Source organism: Staphylococcus sp. AC872 (genome assembly GCF_979255425.1).
Window position 1 is genome coordinate 94,841 of sequence record NZ_CEEDKW010000001.1, and the last position, 17,210, is coordinate 112,050.

At 30.4% G+C, this 17,210-nt stretch carries 21 protein-coding genes; 10 read left to right on the top strand and 11 right to left on the bottom strand.

Translation table 11 applies throughout. The features are described from left to right. The first annotated feature begins 10 nt into the window (after positions 1 to 10). The 4 genes from ureE to ACZ267_RS00580 are packed head-to-tail and all read left to right on the top strand — an operon-like array spanning position 11 to position 2,607. Positions 11 to 463 carry an urease accessory protein UreE gene (gene ureE, locus ACZ267_RS00565; protein WP_015364779.1) on the top strand — a complete coding sequence of 151 codons (453 nt, stop codon included), beginning with the start codon at positions 11 to 13 and terminating at the stop codon, positions 461 to 463. Continuing rightward, on the top strand, positions 456 to 1,145 hold the full coding sequence (locus ACZ267_RS00570) for an urease accessory protein UreF (RefSeq protein ID WP_002465437.1): 690 nt from the start codon (positions 456 to 458) through the stop codon (positions 1,143 to 1,145). Before ureE ends, ACZ267_RS00570 begins: the two co-directional genes overlap by 8 nt. An 11-nt stretch (positions 1,146 to 1,156) precedes the next feature. After that, complete coding sequence (gene ureG, locus ACZ267_RS00575) at positions 1,157 to 1,771, top strand: urease accessory protein UreG (protein ID WP_002465435.1); 615 nt, start codon at positions 1,157 to 1,159, stop codon at positions 1,769 to 1,771. After that, positions 1,771 to 2,607, top strand: a complete 837-nt coding sequence (locus ACZ267_RS00580; protein ID WP_079448963.1) for an urease accessory protein UreD — start codon at positions 1,771 to 1,773, stop codon at positions 2,605 to 2,607. Before ureG ends, ACZ267_RS00580 begins: the two co-directional genes overlap by 1 nt. Positions 2,608 to 2,965: 358 nt before the next feature. Here the strand turns inward: ACZ267_RS00580 and ACZ267_RS00585 are convergent, their stop codons facing one another. The 6 genes from ACZ267_RS00585 to ACZ267_RS00610 all read right to left on the bottom strand — a co-directional run bounded on the left by ACZ267_RS00585 (position 2,966) and on the right by ACZ267_RS00610 (position 6,813). Then, on the bottom strand, positions 2,966 to 3,307 hold the full coding sequence (locus ACZ267_RS00585; RefSeq protein ID WP_002465419.1) for a transcriptional regulator, SarA/Rot family: 342 nt from the start codon (positions 3,305 to 3,307) through the stop codon (positions 2,966 to 2,968). Between the two features lie 421 nt (positions 3,308 to 3,728). Beyond that, positions 3,729 to 4,055 (bottom strand): PH domain-containing protein, encoded by a 327-nt coding sequence (locus tag ACZ267_RS00590; RefSeq protein ID WP_015364778.1) that lies wholly within the window; start codon positions 4,053 to 4,055, stop codon positions 3,729 to 3,731. Positions 4,056 to 4,087: 32 nt separating this feature from the next. After that, positions 4,088 to 4,804 (bottom strand): transcriptional regulator, SarA/Rot family, encoded by a 717-nt coding sequence (locus tag ACZ267_RS00595; protein WP_002465509.1) that lies wholly within the window; start codon positions 4,802 to 4,804, stop codon positions 4,088 to 4,090. Positions 4,805 to 4,830: 26 nt separating this feature from the next. Continuing rightward, positions 4,831 to 4,992, bottom strand: coding sequence for a hypothetical protein (locus ACZ267_RS00600; RefSeq protein WP_251509925.1), 162 nt, complete (start codon positions 4,990 to 4,992; stop codon positions 4,831 to 4,833). A 6-nt stretch (positions 4,993 to 4,998) separates the two neighbouring features. Next, the gene (locus ACZ267_RS00605) at positions 4,999 to 5,712 is read right to left on the bottom strand and encodes a hypothetical protein (protein WP_463680274.1); all 714 of its coding nucleotides are present in this window, start codon (positions 5,710 to 5,712) and stop codon (positions 4,999 to 5,001) included. An 84-nt stretch (positions 5,713 to 5,796) separates the two neighbouring features. Further along, positions 5,797 to 6,813: a helix-turn-helix transcriptional regulator gene (locus ACZ267_RS00610; RefSeq protein WP_463680275.1), complete on the bottom strand. Its 1,017-nt coding sequence runs from the start codon at positions 6,811 to 6,813 to the stop codon at positions 5,797 to 5,799. A 618-nt stretch (positions 6,814 to 7,431) separates the two neighbouring features. Here ACZ267_RS00610 and ACZ267_RS00615 point away from each other — a divergent pair. Beyond that, positions 7,432 to 8,181 carry a CHAP domain-containing protein gene (locus ACZ267_RS00615; protein WP_002465515.1) on the top strand — a complete coding sequence of 250 codons (750 nt, stop codon included), beginning with the start codon at positions 7,432 to 7,434 and terminating at the stop codon, positions 8,179 to 8,181. Positions 8,182 to 8,611: 430 nt separating this feature from the next. Here the strand turns inward: ACZ267_RS00615 and nhaC are convergent, their stop codons facing one another. Together nhaC and ACZ267_RS00625 are read right to left on the bottom strand one after the other, a co-directional pair. After that, a complete protein-coding gene (nhaC, locus tag ACZ267_RS00620; protein WP_079448964.1) occupies positions 8,612 to 10,006 on the bottom strand; it encodes a Na+/H+ antiporter NhaC in 1,395 nt (464 codons plus the stop codon). Between the two features lie 65 nt (positions 10,007 to 10,071). Continuing rightward, positions 10,072 to 11,142, bottom strand: coding sequence for an NAD/NADP-dependent octopine/nopaline dehydrogenase family protein (locus tag ACZ267_RS00625; protein WP_047210945.1), 1,071 nt, complete (start codon positions 11,140 to 11,142; stop codon positions 10,072 to 10,074). A gap of 391 nt (positions 11,143 to 11,533) precedes the next feature. On the opposite strand from ACZ267_RS00625, the gene ACZ267_RS00630 reads away from it, so the two are divergent. From ACZ267_RS00630 to ACZ267_RS00650, 5 genes are all read left to right on the top strand, one after another. Further along, on the top strand, positions 11,534 to 11,977 hold the full coding sequence (locus ACZ267_RS00630) for a DUF4870 domain-containing protein (protein WP_002465507.1): 444 nt from the start codon (positions 11,534 to 11,536) through the stop codon (positions 11,975 to 11,977). A gap of 322 nt (positions 11,978 to 12,299) precedes the next feature. Then, positions 12,300 to 12,794 carry a CHAP domain-containing protein gene (locus ACZ267_RS00635; RefSeq protein ID WP_002465512.1) on the top strand — a complete coding sequence of 165 codons (495 nt, stop codon included), beginning with the start codon at positions 12,300 to 12,302 and terminating at the stop codon, positions 12,792 to 12,794. A 248-nt stretch (positions 12,795 to 13,042) separates the two neighbouring features. Next, positions 13,043 to 13,375: a DMT family transporter gene (locus tag ACZ267_RS00640; RefSeq protein WP_002465517.1), complete on the top strand. Its 333-nt coding sequence runs from the start codon at positions 13,043 to 13,045 to the stop codon at positions 13,373 to 13,375. Further along, on the top strand, positions 13,375 to 13,689 hold the full coding sequence (locus ACZ267_RS00645; protein WP_002465510.1) for a DMT family transporter: 315 nt from the start codon (positions 13,375 to 13,377) through the stop codon (positions 13,687 to 13,689). The genes ACZ267_RS00640 and ACZ267_RS00645 overlap by 1 nt, the downstream gene beginning before the upstream one ends. A gap of 79 nt (positions 13,690 to 13,768) precedes the next feature. Continuing rightward, positions 13,769 to 14,731: a 2-hydroxyacid dehydrogenase family protein gene (locus ACZ267_RS00650; RefSeq protein ID WP_002465506.1), complete on the top strand. Its 963-nt coding sequence runs from the start codon at positions 13,769 to 13,771 to the stop codon at positions 14,729 to 14,731. Positions 14,732 to 14,786: 55 nt separating this feature from the next. Here ACZ267_RS00650 and ACZ267_RS00655 read toward each other — a convergent pair whose 3' ends face one another. From ACZ267_RS00655 to ACZ267_RS00665, 3 genes are all read right to left on the bottom strand, one after another. Next, positions 14,787 to 15,911: an FAD-dependent monooxygenase gene (locus ACZ267_RS00655; protein WP_015364776.1), complete on the bottom strand. Its 1,125-nt coding sequence runs from the start codon at positions 15,909 to 15,911 to the stop codon at positions 14,787 to 14,789. 143 nt (positions 15,912 to 16,054) lie between these two features. After that, positions 16,055 to 16,831 (bottom strand): N-acetylglucosaminidase, encoded by a 777-nt coding sequence (locus tag ACZ267_RS00660; protein ID WP_002465481.1) that lies wholly within the window; start codon positions 16,829 to 16,831, stop codon positions 16,055 to 16,057. 22 nt (positions 16,832 to 16,853) lie between these two features. Then, positions 16,854 to 17,102, bottom strand: coding sequence for a hypothetical protein (locus tag ACZ267_RS00665; RefSeq protein WP_002465485.1), 249 nt, complete (start codon positions 17,100 to 17,102; stop codon positions 16,854 to 16,856). Between the last annotated feature and the right edge of the window lie 108 nt (positions 17,103 to 17,210).

Sequence of the window (17,210 nt, forward strand, 5' to 3'; positions counted from 1 at the left end):
AAGCATATTAATGATTATCGAAGAAATACAAGGCAATATAGCCAATTTATCAGCTGAAGAAAAAAATAAACATGTCGAAAAAGTATATCTAGAAAATTCTGATTTAGTTAAACGTATTCAACGTGTCAAAACAGATCATGGTAACGAATTAGGTATTCGATTAAAACAACCTATCGACTTACAATATGGTGATATTTTATATCAAGATGAGAACAATATGATTGTCGTAGATGTTAATTCTGAAGATTTATTAGTGATTAAACCACGTAATTTAAAAGAAATGGGAGATATTGCTCATCAACTTGGGAACCGTCATTTACCAGCACAGTTCACAGAAACTGAAATGTTAGTACAATATGACTATCTTGTAGAAGATTTACTAAAATCTTTAGGTATTCCATATAGTCACGAAGATAGAAAAGTAAATCAAGCATTTAGACATATAGGACATTCCCATGATTGATCATCAAAATTTACGTTTATTTCAGTTCTGTGATTCGCAATTTCCAACGGGTGCTTTCAGTCACTCATTCGGATTAGAAACCTATATACAACGTGAGTCAGTCAATAATGATGACACTTTTGTACAATGGTTAAAATTATTTTTAAATGAACAGTTAACGTATTCGGATGGTCTTGCGATGAGAATTGTCTATGAGGCTCTAGAAGCAAATGACACAGAAAAGATTTTACGTATGGATCAACTTATATTCGTACAAAGTATTCCTAAAGAAACACGTGTTGGTGCAAAACAGATGGGAACACGTATGGTGAAATTAGCGACGGAATTATACGATAGCGAATGGATTAATTGGTATCATGAACAAATGAAAAATAAAAAAGCCAAATTGCATCCAGCTATCTGCTTCACTATGCTTGGTTATCATTTAGGTGTTGATATAGGAACAATCATTGATTATTACCTTTATCAAAATGTATCAAGTTTAACACAAAATGCAGTGAGAGCTATTCCTTTAGGACAAACTGCTGGGCAAAAAGTGGTTACACAAATGGTGCCTTATATCGAAGAAACAAGAAATCATATATTATCACTTGATGAAAGCGACTTTGGTATGACAGCACCCGGTTTAGAATTAAACCAAATGGAACATGAAAATGTTAATGTAAGAATCTTTATTTCATAGGAGGTATCAGTATGACTGAACCAATTAAAATTGGAATTGGTGGCCCTGTTGGTGCAGGTAAAACCCAATTAATAGAAAAAGTAGTTAGACGTCTAGCCAAAGATATGAGCATCGGCGTTATAACGAATGACATTTATACAAAAGAAGACGAAAAGATCTTAGTTAATACAGGTGTCTTACCTGAAGATAGAATTATTGGTGTAGAAACAGGTGGTTGCCCTCATACAGCAATTCGTGAAGATGCTTCTATGAACTTTGCTGCTATTGATGAGTTATTAGAACGTAATGATGATATTGAACTTATCTTTATTGAATCTGGTGGCGACAACTTAGCAGCTACATTCAGTCCTGAACTTGTAGATTTTTCAATCTATATTATCGACGTTGCTCAAGGTGAAAAAATCCCTCGTAAAGGTGGACAAGGTATGATTAAATCAGACTTTTTCATCATCAATAAAACGGATTTAGCACCACATGTTGGCGCATCGTTAGAACAAATGGCTGAAGATACAAAAGTATTTAGAGGCGACAGACCATTCGCGTTTACTAACTTAAAAACAGATGAAGGTCTTGATGAAGTGATTAAGTGGATTGAACGAGATACTTTACTTAAAGGATTATCATAATGTCTCAACAAGCTTGGACAGGTCAACTTGATTTAACCGTATTTAATAATGGAAGTCGTTCTGTTGCACGTGATATCTTTTTTGAAAAAGCATTAAAAGTTATTCGTCCAGTATATTTAAACGGATCAACCATCCCTACTTTCTATATTGTTAATGTCGGTGGTGGTTATCTTGACGGTGATCGTTATTCAATGAATTTTAATATTGAAGAAAATGCTAGTGTAACACTGACTTCTCAAGGTGCGACGAAAATTTATAAAACATTAAACGACAGAGTGGAACAGTATCAAACATTCCATTTAAAGCCAAACGCATACATGGAATATGTGGCAGATCCAATTATTGCATACGAAAATGCTAAATTTTATCAATACAATCGCTTTGACTTAGATCAAACCAGTGCCATGTTTTATACTGATATTCTTACACCTGGTTATTCATCAGAAGATAAAAACTTTTCATATAAGTATATGCATTTGGTAAATGAAATATACATCGATAATGAATTAGTAAATTATGATAACCTTATGTTAAATCCCGAAAAAAATTCAATAGATTCTATTGGTTATATGGAAAATTATACTCATTTAGGATCAGCTTATTTTATTCATCCTAATGTAAATCAAAGATTTATCGATGAGGTTTATGATCAAATTAAACATTTTGAGAAAGAATTAAATTGTCGACTTGGCATTTCACAATTACCAACACACGGGCTATCGATTAGAATTTTATCTAACCGTACACAGTATATTGAAAAGATCCTTGAAACAGTTCAAGCTTATATTGCTAATATGCTGTATGATAGAAATTTAAATTTCTTAAGAAAATATTAATGTGAATCAAGTGTCAAAATGATTAAAATTTAAAAAGGCTTGGTTGCCATTTGGTAACCAAGCCTTTCTTTATTTGAAAAATAAGGGGCGAAGCTAAATTATGTAATTAAGATGCTATTCAGTTTGTGGTTAATGGATCATTTTTATCGTATCTACAATAAGAAAACATTCATTAACCTTGAAACACACCCATTTTCCAATAAGTTTATAATGATAAACACCTATAATTCCCTAGCTACACGATAAAAGCGTAACAACTAATGCTCCACTTTCTTACTCAATTCCAAAACTTACTTTCCATCACAATTAATTATCTGAATTTGAACCATTAAATATAAAATATAATAAAACAAGTCACTTAGATATATTGTTCTAATTCATCAATGAGTTGCTTAATTTTATCCTTTTGTTCTTTTGTCACAAAAACTATTACTGTACGTTCGTCATGCACGCTTCTCTTTTTAGATAATAAATTTAACTCTTTTAATTTTTGTAATGCTTTAGTTAAGTAATATGGTTTAAATTCAGAACATGTTGCAATTTCTTTAGAAGATATTTCATTAGACTCACTTTTTAATATGTAATTCAGAATATAAATTTCTTCATAGTTAAGATTATATTGCTTTTTTGTATCTCTAAAGAATTTTTTCACTTGAAATGTAGCGTCAACTAAATCATTAATATTTTTTATTTTTGCCATTCTAAAACCACTCCTCTGATGCACATCTTGTTGTAGCAAGGTTTACATAATTTCATCTTACTGAATTGATCTCCACCCATGTTACAAAGTTCATTTTAAACAAACAAGTTTAAAAATTCAATAATTTTATTACTCGAATTTTCATTTATATATTTATTTCTTTTCTCAAAAATTTATTTAACTTTTTTCATGGTTATTAAAATATATATATCACAAATTTACCACTTATTCTGAAAGCGTATATTTTAAAATTTTTATAATTCCCATTTGATTAGTTGGATTTTTACAAATAATAAATTGCTAAGCAATATTAAAATAAAAATAACGATATGCCATAATAATACGTATTATCATGGCATATCGCTATATATCATTAGTAGTATTGACAGTTTCATTTCAAATATTTCTTATAACCGCTTGTTTAAGCCTGTATTTTATCTTTTACAAAATCAACAAACGCTTGAACTTCATTAGATTTAAAATCGTGCATCGGTATTTTACCAATATTAAAATTAAATATAATTGTTTCACCATCATATTCAATTTCATTCACTTCATCGTAGCCAATATTTCTATAATAGAATTGACCATTCATATCTACATTCATAATTAAACGTTCAGACGTAGCTATAAATGCACCCTCAAATTGAGATTGTCCTTGAACTTGGTAATCCATAATTCCTAACACTGAAGGACCTTTCTTTTCAGTTGGGAATAAATCATTGGGATTGACATTATCTAAAATCATACACAAACTCCTTCTATCTATAACTCATCTATTTATATATCTTTAATTCCCTTTTTTAAAATTTCATAACATGATTCAATGATAGAAACGACTAAGTTCATATTAGAATGTTTTATTTTAAGTTTGATCGTACGTTCATCTTCGACACATCTTTCTTTTATAATATAACCCTTTTGTTTCAACTTCTTTATATTGGGACTTAAAGCTACAACACCTCTTTGTGTTTGATATCTCATATACTTAATTGTCATTTCATTTTCATTAATAAGTAATGTAGCTAGTACATAGAGTTCTTCAATTGAAAGGTTATATTTATTTAAACATTGACTAATGTAACTAATCATTTCATTACAGGTTATAACATATTTAATAGAATGTTTTGTTGTAGCATTTATAATTAATTGATTTGAATTAAGCATTTCAAGAAGTTCACTAAATAAAAAATGTATTTTTTGTTTCTGTAGCTCTGTTATCGATATACTTAATTGTCGTTGGTCTTCATCCTTACGATCTTTCAAAATCCAATGTTGTTGATATAAGTATTGTAACATTTGTAGTATCTTTGTTTTTTGTTCGACCATTTCAAGTTGATTAAGATCCATATACTTTTCATTGTTTTTCTCATTAACTAAAAAGTAAAGTAATTTAATATGATCAAATGTTAAATGGTATGAATATTTTAAATAATCGTTAGCGACTTTAATAATCATGTAGTGCGCAATAAACGTCTTTATTTTTACATTTGGCATGATGAATCTTCCCCTTTACATACCAGTCATACATCATTAACTAAAATATTAATATGAACCATTGCTATACTTGGTAGTTGTATCGTGTTTTTACCTATTTCTTTTTTACAAATTTCACCAATCCAATATAAATTTTCTGTTTTAATCTCACTTGTATCTGATTTCCTATCTCCTTTAGTTGACTTCATAAAAGGCTAATAGTCTATCATGTTAATTTCAGCATGATTGATATTAGTTATATTTGCGAAATTGAATTGAACAAAATCAATATTAGGATTTTTAGTCATTGGTATATCTAGTAGTGCAATACACTGATATTCATTTCTATAATGAGACACTATCAAATTAGCATTCTCAAATATAACTTTACCACGCAATTGATTATAAATATCCAATAAAAACAATATGGAATGAGTCGATGTGATTTGAGAAAATTGTATATCTTTCATATCAATATCATCCCAATGTAAACAGACAGCATTGACATTTTTCAGTTGTTTAAAAATGTCTTTAAATTGTTTAAAATGCGACTGTTTGATAAAACAAGTATGATTACCCTCTATCAAATTACTAATCATTAATTTTTCATTTTTAATAAAATCAAATTGACTTACTTTATTTAAAGGAATCATGATCATGTCTACTAGTTTTTCAGCCTTATCAATCATATTTAATTGTTGTTGATAAGGAGACCAAATTAATTGATAATCATCAAAATATACATTCAATAATTGTTTAAATTCTTTAATTCTATCAATATTAATCCCTCGAATTAAAACTTCTAATTTTTCATTTTTAAATCGCCTTTTTATTTGAAATAAGATTTTGATTAATTTTTGGATGGCTATTTTTTCAATTGAAGTCAATTCATCTGAGTGTTCTGTTTTAATCTTATAAACTGGAATCATATTCACATCATTTAACATTTTTAATCGTTGATTTAAATGTTCTTCAAATACCTTGCTTTGTTTTATGAGTGAAGTTAATTCAACTTATATAATGATATGGATCGGCTTACATCTATAATTCAATTTCTCTTTCAATTTCAACAAATCAAAATGACTGAGCGTTATTAATTTATCCACTTCTATATATAATTGATGAGGGACAATCCTTTTGCGCTGTTTACTTACTGGGAAATGAACATCAATCATCATAGATGATTGTTGATTATCTTTATTCACGTGGTTCAAAAGTCTTAATATACTTTCGTCCAATTTAATTTCTTTTGTTTTATTATTAGAGATAGACGTCTCTATATATAGTTTTCTAATTAATTTTGGCGTTTGACCATAAGCATCTTTAAATAATTTGATAAACCTAGAATAATGATTGAAACCATGATTTATCGCAATAAACTCGATTGATTGATCGGTTGATAAAATATCAATCAAACAAAATTTTAGTCTAATATGATTTAAATATTGGTTAAAACTATAATAAGGTGTATGTTGAAACATTTGTGTTAATTGATGACTTGGCACATTAGTTGCATTTACTAATTCATTCTTATTTATTTTTCTTGAGTGATTGTCTACTAAATAATTATGAATAGGTTCTGAAATGAGTGAAATGCCCTGATTCCCTTTTTCATCTGAAGCGATTGAGCATAATTCAATACATAAATATTTGATAATTTTATCAATCATCATTTCTTCTGTTTGATTCATACATTTTATTTCGATTAACTTGGTTAGTAGATCAGTAATTTTTGAGTAGTTCGACGTTGGTATTTCTCCACCTATTAGTCTTGTTCGAGGTGTTACAAATCTCAAGAAATCCTTAGTTGAAACTTCTATTAAACAAGTTATAGCTTGATTTTCACTTTTAATTTGATATACATCATTCATCATTACGAGTAAAACACGACCAGGCCACATCTCATACTTTTTTAAATTAACGATCATGTTACCTGTCCCTTTTAACCAATAAATAAGTTTGATATTTGACTCTTTACTATTATTAATAATTAAATTCTGAAATATTCGGACTGAATAGTTTTCTATCATGTTGTTTCCTCACGCTGCTTACAATAACATCATCCACATAACTTCATGCTTTGATTTAATAAGTATCTCTTAATTAGATAACCTCTATCTTCACATTCAATTTTATAACGATTTAATATTCTATACTATCAATTCTTTTAAAGATTATATCAATTTTCATTTATATTTAAACAGCATGTTTTAGACTATTAGTTACTTTATCCATTTTTCAATATATTTTATCACTCGTTGATAACTATCATTTATTAAGAACAGTTCATATTTTACATATATTATTAAATGATGTTGTCCTACGCTTTAATTTATTATTCATCCTTTAAAATATAATACAATTTAAATTTTCTGTAAGTTTACAGATATGTAACACATTTTTTCGTAATATTTTAAATTCATTTAATAAATGGCATAACCATCATATTTCAACAAAATCATTGCCGTATTATTTTTATTTTAAGTTGTGTAACAATATTAGCAAAAAATTACAAATCCATAACAACGCCCACAAACCTACTTTTTTTTGGTAAAGTATTGCTTGTCGTTAAGAACGAATTCATTTACATAAAAACATAGCTTTTATGCTATTAAAATTATAAAAATAAATTGGAGGATATTTATCAAATGAAAAAAATCGCTACAGCTACAATCGCAACTGCAGGAATCGCTACTTTCGCTTTTGCAAATCATGATGCTCAAGCAGCAGAAAATAATAATGGTGGATATAACCCAAATGATCCAACTTCTTACAGTTATTCATATACAATCGATCAACAAGGTAATTACCACTACACTTGGCAAGGAAATTGGAGCCCAGACAAAGTAAACCATAATAACAGCTACGATTATGGTTACAATACTCAAGCTTACAACAATTACAATAACTACAATTATAATAATTATGATTATGGCTATAACACTCAAGCTTATAACACACCACAACGTACAGGCGGTTTAGGTGCTAGTTATTCAGCAACAAGCCATAACGTACATGTAACTACGACATCTGCACCATCTTCAAATGGTATTTCATTATCAAGAGCAACTTCAAATGGCGGAAACTTATACACTGCTGGACAATGTACATATTATGTATATGACCGTGTAGGTGGAAAAGTTGGTTCAACTTGGGGTAATGCTAATAATTGGGCAAACGCTGCAGCAGCTGCAGGTTACACTGTAAATAATCGCCCAGCAGCAGGTGCTATTTTACAAACAACTCAAGGTGGATTTGGTCATGTTGCTTACGTTGAAAGTGTAAACAGTGACGGTTCAATTCGCGTTTCTGAAATGAACTATGGACATGGTCCTGGTGTAGTAACATCACGTACTATCTCAGCTAGTCAAGCTGGTTCATATAACTACATTCACTAATCATTTTTAGTCATATTTAAAAAACCGAGTATTATGTTCACAAAATTGTGAATGTAATACTCGGTTTCTTTATATGATTGCAACTATTATATTAACGATTTAATTGAGAACAGTAACTAAATAACTGTCTCGTTAATAACCAAGTAAACCAGGTAATATCGCTACAACCTTACCCGGTTCTTGGTTACAAACAAATTCAAATAATCTTTCTTGATTCGCTTTTTCTACATAATAATTGGCAATTTATTAAATGTTGTTTAAAAGAATTCGTTTAGTCTAATATTTCATGATTAAATTCCGCTACAAAACTCAATCACTACTCTAATTAGAAGGATATTTATCAGTTAAAACATCATTCAGATATAATCGCTACAATTTATATCTATGTAATTGTTTTAACTTATTTAATACTTTCCACATTTTCATTCATTTAAACTTCACTTTTATTAATTTTTTTAATTCCTATTCCTGTAAAGCCATAAATAACTGCAATGATTGCACATATATAACAAGGAACGGTCCATATAAAGAAGTCATTAACACTTACATTTAATTGATGTGCATAGTATATACCTGATGTTCCCCAAGGTATTAAAGGCAATACCATTGTACTTGAATCTTCCAATGTTCGAGATAATACAGTTTGGGATAAATGTCTCTCTTCGAACATTTGTTTCATAAGTACCCCTACCATTATAATAACGATAGATGCGACACCAGCTGCAAAAACTAGCATGAGACAACATACTACTGTTACTAATATAAGTGTGCCAACAGAATTCACACCTTTTGATACTGTCTTTAATAAAACATCTAGACAACCGGCTTTTTCAACAATACCAGCAAATGCATACCCACAGAATATGGTCACGATAATTTCAGTCATACTCATCATGCCACCCTGTTCTATTAGTGCTTTGACACTATTTGAAACATGACTTTGATTTACCATAGTATGACTAAAACCATTAAATGTTGCCTTGAAACCATCAACAATATTGAAATGATTGTTAAATGTTCCTACTAAAAGTGCACTTAAACTTGATATTAACATCGCAGGTACAGTAGAAATTTTTAATAGTAAGCATACTATAATCACAATTAATGGAATCCATACAAATATATTAATATTGTATACCTGTGTTAATTCATGAAGTAGTTGTTTAATTTGCTTAGGATTCGTATGACTTTGATATTTTAATCCTGCAAAAAACCAGACAATTAATCCAATGATAGAAGCAGGTATCGTAGTCCACATCATCGATCTAATATGTGAAAAGATATTGACTTTTGTAACTAATGCGGCTAGGTTGGTCGTATCTGATAGTGGTGACATTTTGTCACCAAATACTGCACCAGCAATAATAGCGCCTGCAGCCATACCACTTTCAATACCTAATTGATTTCCGATTGATATTAACGCAATACCAGCAGTTGATGCTGACCCCCATGCCGTACCAGTCGCTACTGACGTAATCGCACTAATGATAAAAGCAGAAACTAGAAAATAACTTGGATTTAAAAAATTAAGACCATAATAAATAAGTGCAGGTACAGTACCGGAGAACATCCAACTACCTACAATAATACCCACAGCTAAAATAATAAATATCGCCGGCATCGCTGTATTCAATCGTTTAGATATCCCTTCTTCCAAATCTTCCCAACGTAATCCTACCCGATAAGCAATACATGCTGCATAAGCTGAAGATATAAGTAATAAAACTTGAATAGGTATATTAAAGATGACAAATCCTGTTGTTACTACGATTACCATAACTATAATTGTAGATATAGACTCTAAAAAAGTTGGTTGTCTTTTCATATATCTAAACCCCTTTACTTTTCTTTTTGAAACAAGACCTCTTTCCTTTCCATATTTTTAAATCACTATTCTAAATCTAATTTATCTAATCCTAGTTCCTCAACTGTTAGACCATCTTCAAAGAAATCACGTTCTAAAATAGTAGAAGCAATGACAATCACTGCATCAATATTAGGCGTAGGTACATCAATCACACGTCCCAAGCTAGACCATAGTACTAAGCCATATGCAATGTCTTCTGTTAAATATCTATTTTCTACATGATTAGGACCAGGAATTTGAGAGAATACTGGACTCGTATTAAATAAACGATTTAACGGCTCATCCTCATCTTTACGTTCTAAATAGCCTCTTTGAATTCTAGATTCTTTAGCAGTTTCTAATTCAAATCCTAATTTACGCCCTAAATTCAAACGTTCTAATTCAATACCATGAAGTAGACGAACAGTATGCTTTGTAATCCCTTCTTTATATAGTGAGAATTCATCTGCATAATCAATACGTCCAACATTTAATAAAGTAGGCCCTGGATGTACCTCTGGGTTACCATTTTCTAAATTGGTTTTAAGTAAACTTTCCTCTTTAACCAAATTCGGATAAATTTGTGAAACTTTATCATAACTGTCATTTAATTCTTCTCGATTAAATGTAGAGAAGTATACTCTACGCACGTTCAATGATAAATCGACACGTGCTTCATTAAAATCAACGCGTGTACCATAAGTTAATGTATTAGCTTCAGCAAAATGAGGCATTACATCAATATGTCTATCTTCAAGTACATTCATAAAGCGTATAGATGCCATTGATGCAGCGATATTAAAGAATATCAGTTGATCATTTGTGACATGATAAGACATCACTTTTGCATAATATTCGATAAATGAAGATGGGATAATGACTTGTATAATATCTGCATCCTTCATCACATATTCAATATCATCACTGATATCCATGAACTGAATGAATTTTTCTTCTCCTTCATTATTAAAATCAAATCCACCTTTTTCTATTGCTTTATTGAATTTTTCTAGAGATTGGTTACGACAATACAATTTAACCTCATGACCTTTATCCACCATGTCTAGTGCAGCTGTTACAGCACCATTACCTGAACCAATAATTGCTATTTTCATTAAAATCCTCTCTCTTTCTTAATCTTTTTCTTTCATTAAAAAAGCGGGACTGAAATGACTTTTATAAAAAGATTTCTTAGTCCCACTCTATTTTTCAATCTTGCTACAACTACTAAATACTAAAATCAAACATTATAGATGTAACAATCATTTTTAATTGGACATTTATGTTTAAATACTTGAATTAGGTATGATTAACGTCTCAATTATTTTCAACCCATTAACTTGTAATAATTTTATATATCCTTATTTTAAATGAATTAAACCTTTAAATGAACAATAACGTATATCATGTTATAAGTAAATCTAAAAACTTATTTATCAATTTATAATTATTTGATATAGTAAAGATGTAATAAATTTAATTTACATATAAAATGGAGGTAATACCATGACAGAACACAATCAGAATGATGTTTTACATGATCAATCTTCTGAAGTAGTTGATTCAGATAACCAAGAATCTCGATTAATGGCTATGTTAATCTATTTATTAAGTTTATTCAGTGGTTTTATTGGTCCGCTTATCATTTGGATAATCAAACATAAAGAATCTCGTTTCGTTAATAAAGCTGGTAAAAATTACTTAAACTTTGTTATTTCCTATACAATTTGGACAATAATTATATTAGTTGTTATGTTAGTTCCATTTTTTATCGGGTTAAGTATGGGTACTGATACCTCTATGACTGTAGGTTTTATTATCTATATCATTGGCTTTATTATTATGATGGTTTTAGCCTTTGTTTCATTTATTTTTACTATTATTGCATGTGTTAAATACTATAATGGCAATGAATACCTAATTCCACTTAGCATTAGATTTTTCAAATAATCTCTAACACATTTATTACAACTCTTTGTAATATTTATGATTGATGGTCATTTATTAAATTAATTATAAATCAGTGTGGATGCACTTTGTAAGCGTTACAAACTTTTATTACCATGATTCTCGTTTATTACAGCGAGCGTCATGGTTTTTTTAATTTAATTACGATGCTGTAACATTCCGCACAAGGTAATGATTTTCTGTTAAAGTTACTCTTGTCGTAAAAACGATAAAACTTAAATTGGTAAATGAAGATGATTTCCGGTTCGCTACGCCGTATCTTCTTACATAATAAAACCAAACAAAATTCGGGAGGATATTTATCATGAAAAAAATCGCAACTATTACTACATTAACAGCAGGCATTGGCGCTGCATATTTCGGTACAACTGCTCATCACGCAGATGCTGCAGAATTTAATCAATCAAATAATCAATCATATAATTATAATACAGCTCAAACATCTACTAGCAATACTACATCAGAAAGATCTGCTTCTGGTAACTTATATACAGCTGGTCAATGTACTTGGTACGTTTATGACAAAGTTGGCGGAAAAGTAGGCTCAACTTGGGGAGACGCTAGAAACTGGGCATCAGCTGCACAACAAGCTGGTTATACAGTCAATCATACACCAAAAGCTGGATCAATTTTACAATCATCAGCAGGTGGTTATGGTCACGTTGCTTATGTTGAAAGTGTTGGTTCTGACGGTTCAGTTACAGTTTCTGAAATGAACTATAGCGGTGGACCTTTCTCAGTAAGCACACGTACTATTTCTGCAGGTGAAGCAAGCTCATATAATTATATTCATATCTAATTCATATATGAAATAGACATTTAAAGTCTGTAGATGCTTTTAATTAAGCATTTACAGGCTTTTTTCTTTCTATAAATTATTCCCCTATTCACATCCTTTTTTAGAATATGCTTCCCTAATATTGAAATACATATATAATAAAACTTATTTTGAAAATGTATCTTAACGACATCAATTTCAAACTTTGCCCTATATCTTTAAATTTGAGAGAATATTCTTATTGTTATTTGATAAGGAGGACCTTTACATTGAAATGGTTAAAAGTCATTCTAGCAGGACTAGTTGAAATCATATGGGTTACTGGACTGAATAATGCTGATTCAATTTTCAGTTGGTTATTTACACTTATCTTTATCATTTTAAGCTTTTATCTCGTCATCAATGCTACGAAATCTTTACCAGTTGGTACAGTGTATGCGATATTCGTCGGCATTGGAGCAGCTGGTACTGTGATCGTCGATATACTATTTTTCAACCAACCTTTTACATTTATGAAAATATTATTAGTTACTTTATTAATAATAGGTATTATAGGTTTAAAGCTTTCCACAACGGATGATGTTGAAGGAGGTAGCAAATAATGGCTTGGGTGTATCTTTTAATCGCAGGTTGTTTAGAAGTGATTGGTGTTATATTGATGAATGAATGGTCTAGAACTAAACATAAAATTTTCATTCTTCTCATTGGTATTGCCTTTGTATGTAGTTTTAGTACATTAAAACTATCAATGATAGATATTCCTATGGGTACTGCTTATGCTATCTGGACAGGTATTGGTACAGCTGGGGGTACGATGATAGGTATGATCTTTTATCATGAATCCAAAAATATTATGAGAATTCTTTGTATTCTACTTATACTAGGATCAGTCATTGGATTACGTTTAATCAATTAATATATTATTCAGCTCATATGTTTATTCATTGTTTAGAGTATTATCTTTTTATATACTGTTGATAAAAGGAGTGATTAGGATGGAAAAAGTATTTATCGCAGGTGCAATTCCAGAGGTCGGTTTAAACCTTCTCAAAGAACATTTCGAAGTAGAAATGTACGATGATGAGGGATTAATTAGTAAAGATGCGCTAATAAATGGTGTTAAAGATGCCACTGCATTAGTAAGTTTATTATCAACTAATGTAGATAAAGATGTGATTGATAGTGCTAAAAATTTAAAAATCATTGCTAACTATGGTGCAGGTTTTAATAATGTAGATATTGACTATGCACGTGAGAAAGATATTGATGTGACAAACACACCGAAAGCTTCAACCAATGCTACAGCTGATTTAACCATTGGTCTTATCTTAAGTGTCGCAAGACGTATTGTTGAAGGCGACGAGTTATCACGTACGAAAGGCTTTGATGGTTGGGCTCCCCTATTCTTTAGAGGTAGAGAAGTTTCTGAGAAAACCATTGGCATTATTGGATTAGGAGAAATTGGTGGTGCAGTTGCAAAACGTGCACGTGCATTTGATATGGATGTTTTATATACTGGACCTCATCGTAAAGAGGAAAAAGAACGAGATATCGGTGCTAAATATGTTGATTTAGATACATTACTTGAGAATGCAGACTTCATCACAATTAATGCTGCCTATAATCCTGATTTACATCACTTAATTGATACTGAACAATTCAAAAAGATGAAATCTACAGCTTATATTGTTAATGCTGGACGTGGTCCAATCATTAATGAACAAGCACTTGTAAAAGCCTTACAAGACAAAGAAATTGAAGGTGCAGCATTAGATGTATATGAATTTGAACCTAAAATTACAGATGAATTAAAATCGCTTAAAAATGTTGTACTTACACCACATATTGGTAATGCAACATTTGAAGCAAGAGATATGATGGCTAAAATTGTAGCAAATGATACAATTAAAAAATTAAATGGCAAAACGCCGCAATTCATTGTTAATCCTCAACAGTAAAACAAAAGGCAATCCAAATCACATCATTGATTTGGATTGCCTTTTTACTTATACACTATTTTTCTTTAGATTTATAAAGAAATTTAGTTTGGTTTGAAGCAATTTTATTCGGTAATATTTTCATCATTGTATTTCTGCATTTGATCATCAAACTGTTATGATATTGTGCAATCTTTCCAATTTTACGTGATTTTTTAATCACTTTTGCTGTATGATTTACTCTTAATTTATCATATCTTTCTAATGCTTCATTGAAGTCATATGATTTTAAACAGTTAGCTAATACAATTGCATCTTCCATAGCTTGTCCTGCACCTTGACCCATATTAGGTGTTGTTGCATGTGCTGCGTCACCTAGTAAAATAGTACGCTCTTTAACGAAAGATTTTAGTGGTTTCATATCATAAATATCGTTTAATATAATGCCTGTTTCACTTTGTTTATCTAATATTTGTCTTACAATATTGGGATAATGATTAAATCGTGCTTGTAAATGTGGCTTACCAAATGATTGGTATTTGACATCTTTTTCTTTAGCGTTGATTATGATAAACCAATATGCTTGGTTATCAATTAATGGCACAATACCAACGCGTCCTTGTTTGCCCCAAAATTCTTTAGCTACATCCGTTTCATCTAAATGAATATCATCGACTAGCCCACGGAAGCATGTATAGCCTTGATATTGAACCTTGCTTTGGCTATCAATAGCTTCTCTAACAATTGAATGTATGCCATCTGCACCAATACATAAATCAAAGGCTTCACTTTCTTGTTCCATGAAATGAAGAATGACTTTTGAATTACTATTATCTATTTTAGTTACGCCATGTTTTAAATAAATGCTGTCTTGTTGTACATAAGACTGAATAATACTGATTAGTGTTTGACGAGATAATGTAACATTAAGTGTATCTCGTTTTAAATGCGCAGTCATCAATGGTTTATTATGCTCATCAAGCGTTTGCATTGATGTTAAATTCTGACCCGCATTTTTTATACCTTTCGCTAAATCGTGGTTGTGTAGTTTTTGAATGACATTGTCACCAATACCTATACCCGCACCCACTTCTCTAATTGCATCATTTTTTTCAAAAATTTTAACTTGATGACCTTGTTCTTGTAATAGTGCAGCCGCTGTTAAGCCACCGATCCCTGCACCGACAATTGCGATTTTCATATGATTCCACCTCAACATTGTGATTCTTATATATTTTATCACATCTCATACATTTACAAAATTGAGTAAACTAAAGATATGCTTGCCACAATAAAAAGAGTATACCGCTCGCTTTCAAGCAGATACTCTTATCAATTTATAATTTAAATGTAATAATCTTTTCGAACTTTGTCTTTTTTGATTCCAAATTGTTCGTAATATTTCTTCATTATTTTTGCTATATTGTCAGCCCAGTGGATGTCACTTGCATATTGATTCTGTCCTGGTGTTTTCGGGTTCCATCTCATTTGATAAAGTGAAATTTGTTGATTTTCAAAATATTGATTCCTTACAAATTTTGCTCCACCTAATATTGCCTTTCGTGGCGATGTCCAATCTTCCTTTTTGGCATAACTTTTACCAGTATGCACCGCATTCTCATCAAATGCACCGATACCATAAAAATTATAATAATTGTGTTTACCATCTTTGATTCCATGTGCCAATTCAGAGTCACCATTTCCAGTTTCCACAATTGCATGGCTGATTAAGTATATAATATTAACTTCATATTTATCTTGAGCATCTATAAAACTTTGCCCTTGATTCTCTAAAATCCCTTTTCCTTTAAGCATTTTATTAACTTCTTCTTTTGACATAGGTACTTTTTCGGAAATATCCATATATTTGAGTTTGTTATCGCCATGATGAATTGACATGGCCTTTTTAATATCATTTTCATTTGCTTTTTTAAACTCACCATGATCTTCTTTCATATTAAGTACGCCTTTATTTTGTTGACGTGAGACCGCTTCGTTAAAAGACACACGTTTATCATTATTAAATAAATTAGTATCAAAAATGATATACAGTATTCCGAAAACAATCAATAGTAAGAGGATAATAATAGTACTTACACGGGACTTACTCAATTTCTTCATTCAATAAAAGCTCCTATTTTAACTATTTAGACAAAACGACATATGCGATTACAATTGCTATGACAACGATAAAGAATGATACGTTAATTGCAATCTTCATACCTGTTCTATCACGAAATAGTACATTAAATATTACTAAACTAATAGCCAACGATACCGTAAAAAATGTGATGGCTAATATCAACTTCAACATTATTAAAAAGATGATACCAATCACTAATAAAACATTAGATACGATAGCCATAGCTTTTAATATATTGGGATTAATCATATGACACCTCTATTCACTTAAAATAATACTTATCCTACATGATACATGATTTAATTTGTAAATGTCGACATAAAGAAATAAGGTCAGAACATGTGATGGAAAATGAAT

Excerpts from the sequence above, each read along its gene's own strand:
- ureE (WP_015364779.1), top strand. The coding sequence starts at position 11 with ATGATTATCGAAGAAATACAAGGCAATATAGCCAATTTATCAGCTGAA.
- ACZ267_RS00570 (WP_002465437.1), top strand. The coding sequence starts at position 456 with ATGATTGATCATCAAAATTTACGTTTATTTCAGTTCTGTGATTCGCAA.
- ureG (WP_002465435.1), top strand. The coding sequence starts at position 1,157 with ATGACTGAACCAATTAAAATTGGAATTGGTGGCCCTGTTGGTGCAGGT.
- ACZ267_RS00580 (WP_079448963.1), top strand. The coding sequence starts at position 1,771 with ATGTCTCAACAAGCTTGGACAGGTCAACTTGATTTAACCGTATTTAAT.
- ACZ267_RS00585 (WP_002465419.1), bottom strand. The coding sequence starts at position 3,307 with ATGGCAAAAATAAAAAATATTAATGATTTAGTTGACGCTACATTTCAA.
- ACZ267_RS00590 (WP_015364778.1), bottom strand. The coding sequence starts at position 4,055 with ATGATTTTAGATAATGTCAATCCCAATGATTTATTCCCAACTGAAAAG.
- ACZ267_RS00595 (WP_002465509.1), bottom strand. The coding sequence starts at position 4,804 with ATGCCAAATGTAAAAATAAAGACGTTTATTGCGCACTACATGATTATT.
- ACZ267_RS00600 (WP_251509925.1), bottom strand. The coding sequence starts at position 4,992 with ATGAAGTCAACTAAAGGAGATAGGAAATCAGATACAAGTGAGATTAAA.
- ACZ267_RS00605 (WP_463680274.1), bottom strand. The coding sequence starts at position 5,712 with ATGATTCCAGTTTATAAGATTAAAACAGAACACTCAGATGAATTGACT.
- ACZ267_RS00610 (WP_463680275.1), bottom strand. The coding sequence starts at position 6,813 with ATGATAGAAAACTATTCAGTCCGAATATTTCAGAATTTAATTATTAAT.
- ACZ267_RS00615 (WP_002465515.1), top strand. The coding sequence starts at position 7,432 with ATGAAAAAAATCGCTACAGCTACAATCGCAACTGCAGGAATCGCTACT.
- nhaC (WP_079448964.1), bottom strand. The coding sequence starts at position 10,006 with ATGAAAAGACAACCAACTTTTTTAGAGTCTATATCTACAATTATAGTT.
- ACZ267_RS00625 (WP_047210945.1), bottom strand. The coding sequence starts at position 11,142 with ATGAAAATAGCAATTATTGGTTCAGGTAATGGTGCTGTAACAGCTGCA.
- ACZ267_RS00630 (WP_002465507.1), top strand. The coding sequence starts at position 11,534 with ATGACAGAACACAATCAGAATGATGTTTTACATGATCAATCTTCTGAA.
- ACZ267_RS00635 (WP_002465512.1), top strand. The coding sequence starts at position 12,300 with ATGAAAAAAATCGCAACTATTACTACATTAACAGCAGGCATTGGCGCT.
- ACZ267_RS00645 (WP_002465510.1), top strand. The coding sequence starts at position 13,375 with ATGGCTTGGGTGTATCTTTTAATCGCAGGTTGTTTAGAAGTGATTGGT.
- ACZ267_RS00650 (WP_002465506.1), top strand. The coding sequence starts at position 13,769 with ATGGAAAAAGTATTTATCGCAGGTGCAATTCCAGAGGTCGGTTTAAAC.
- ACZ267_RS00655 (WP_015364776.1), bottom strand. The coding sequence starts at position 15,911 with ATGAAAATCGCAATTGTCGGTGCAGGGATCGGTGGCTTAACAGCGGCT.
- ACZ267_RS00660 (WP_002465481.1), bottom strand. The coding sequence starts at position 16,831 with ATGAAGAAATTGAGTAAGTCCCGTGTAAGTACTATTATTATCCTCTTA.
- ACZ267_RS00665 (WP_002465485.1), bottom strand. The coding sequence starts at position 17,102 with ATGATTAATCCCAATATATTAAAAGCTATGGCTATCGTATCTAATGTT.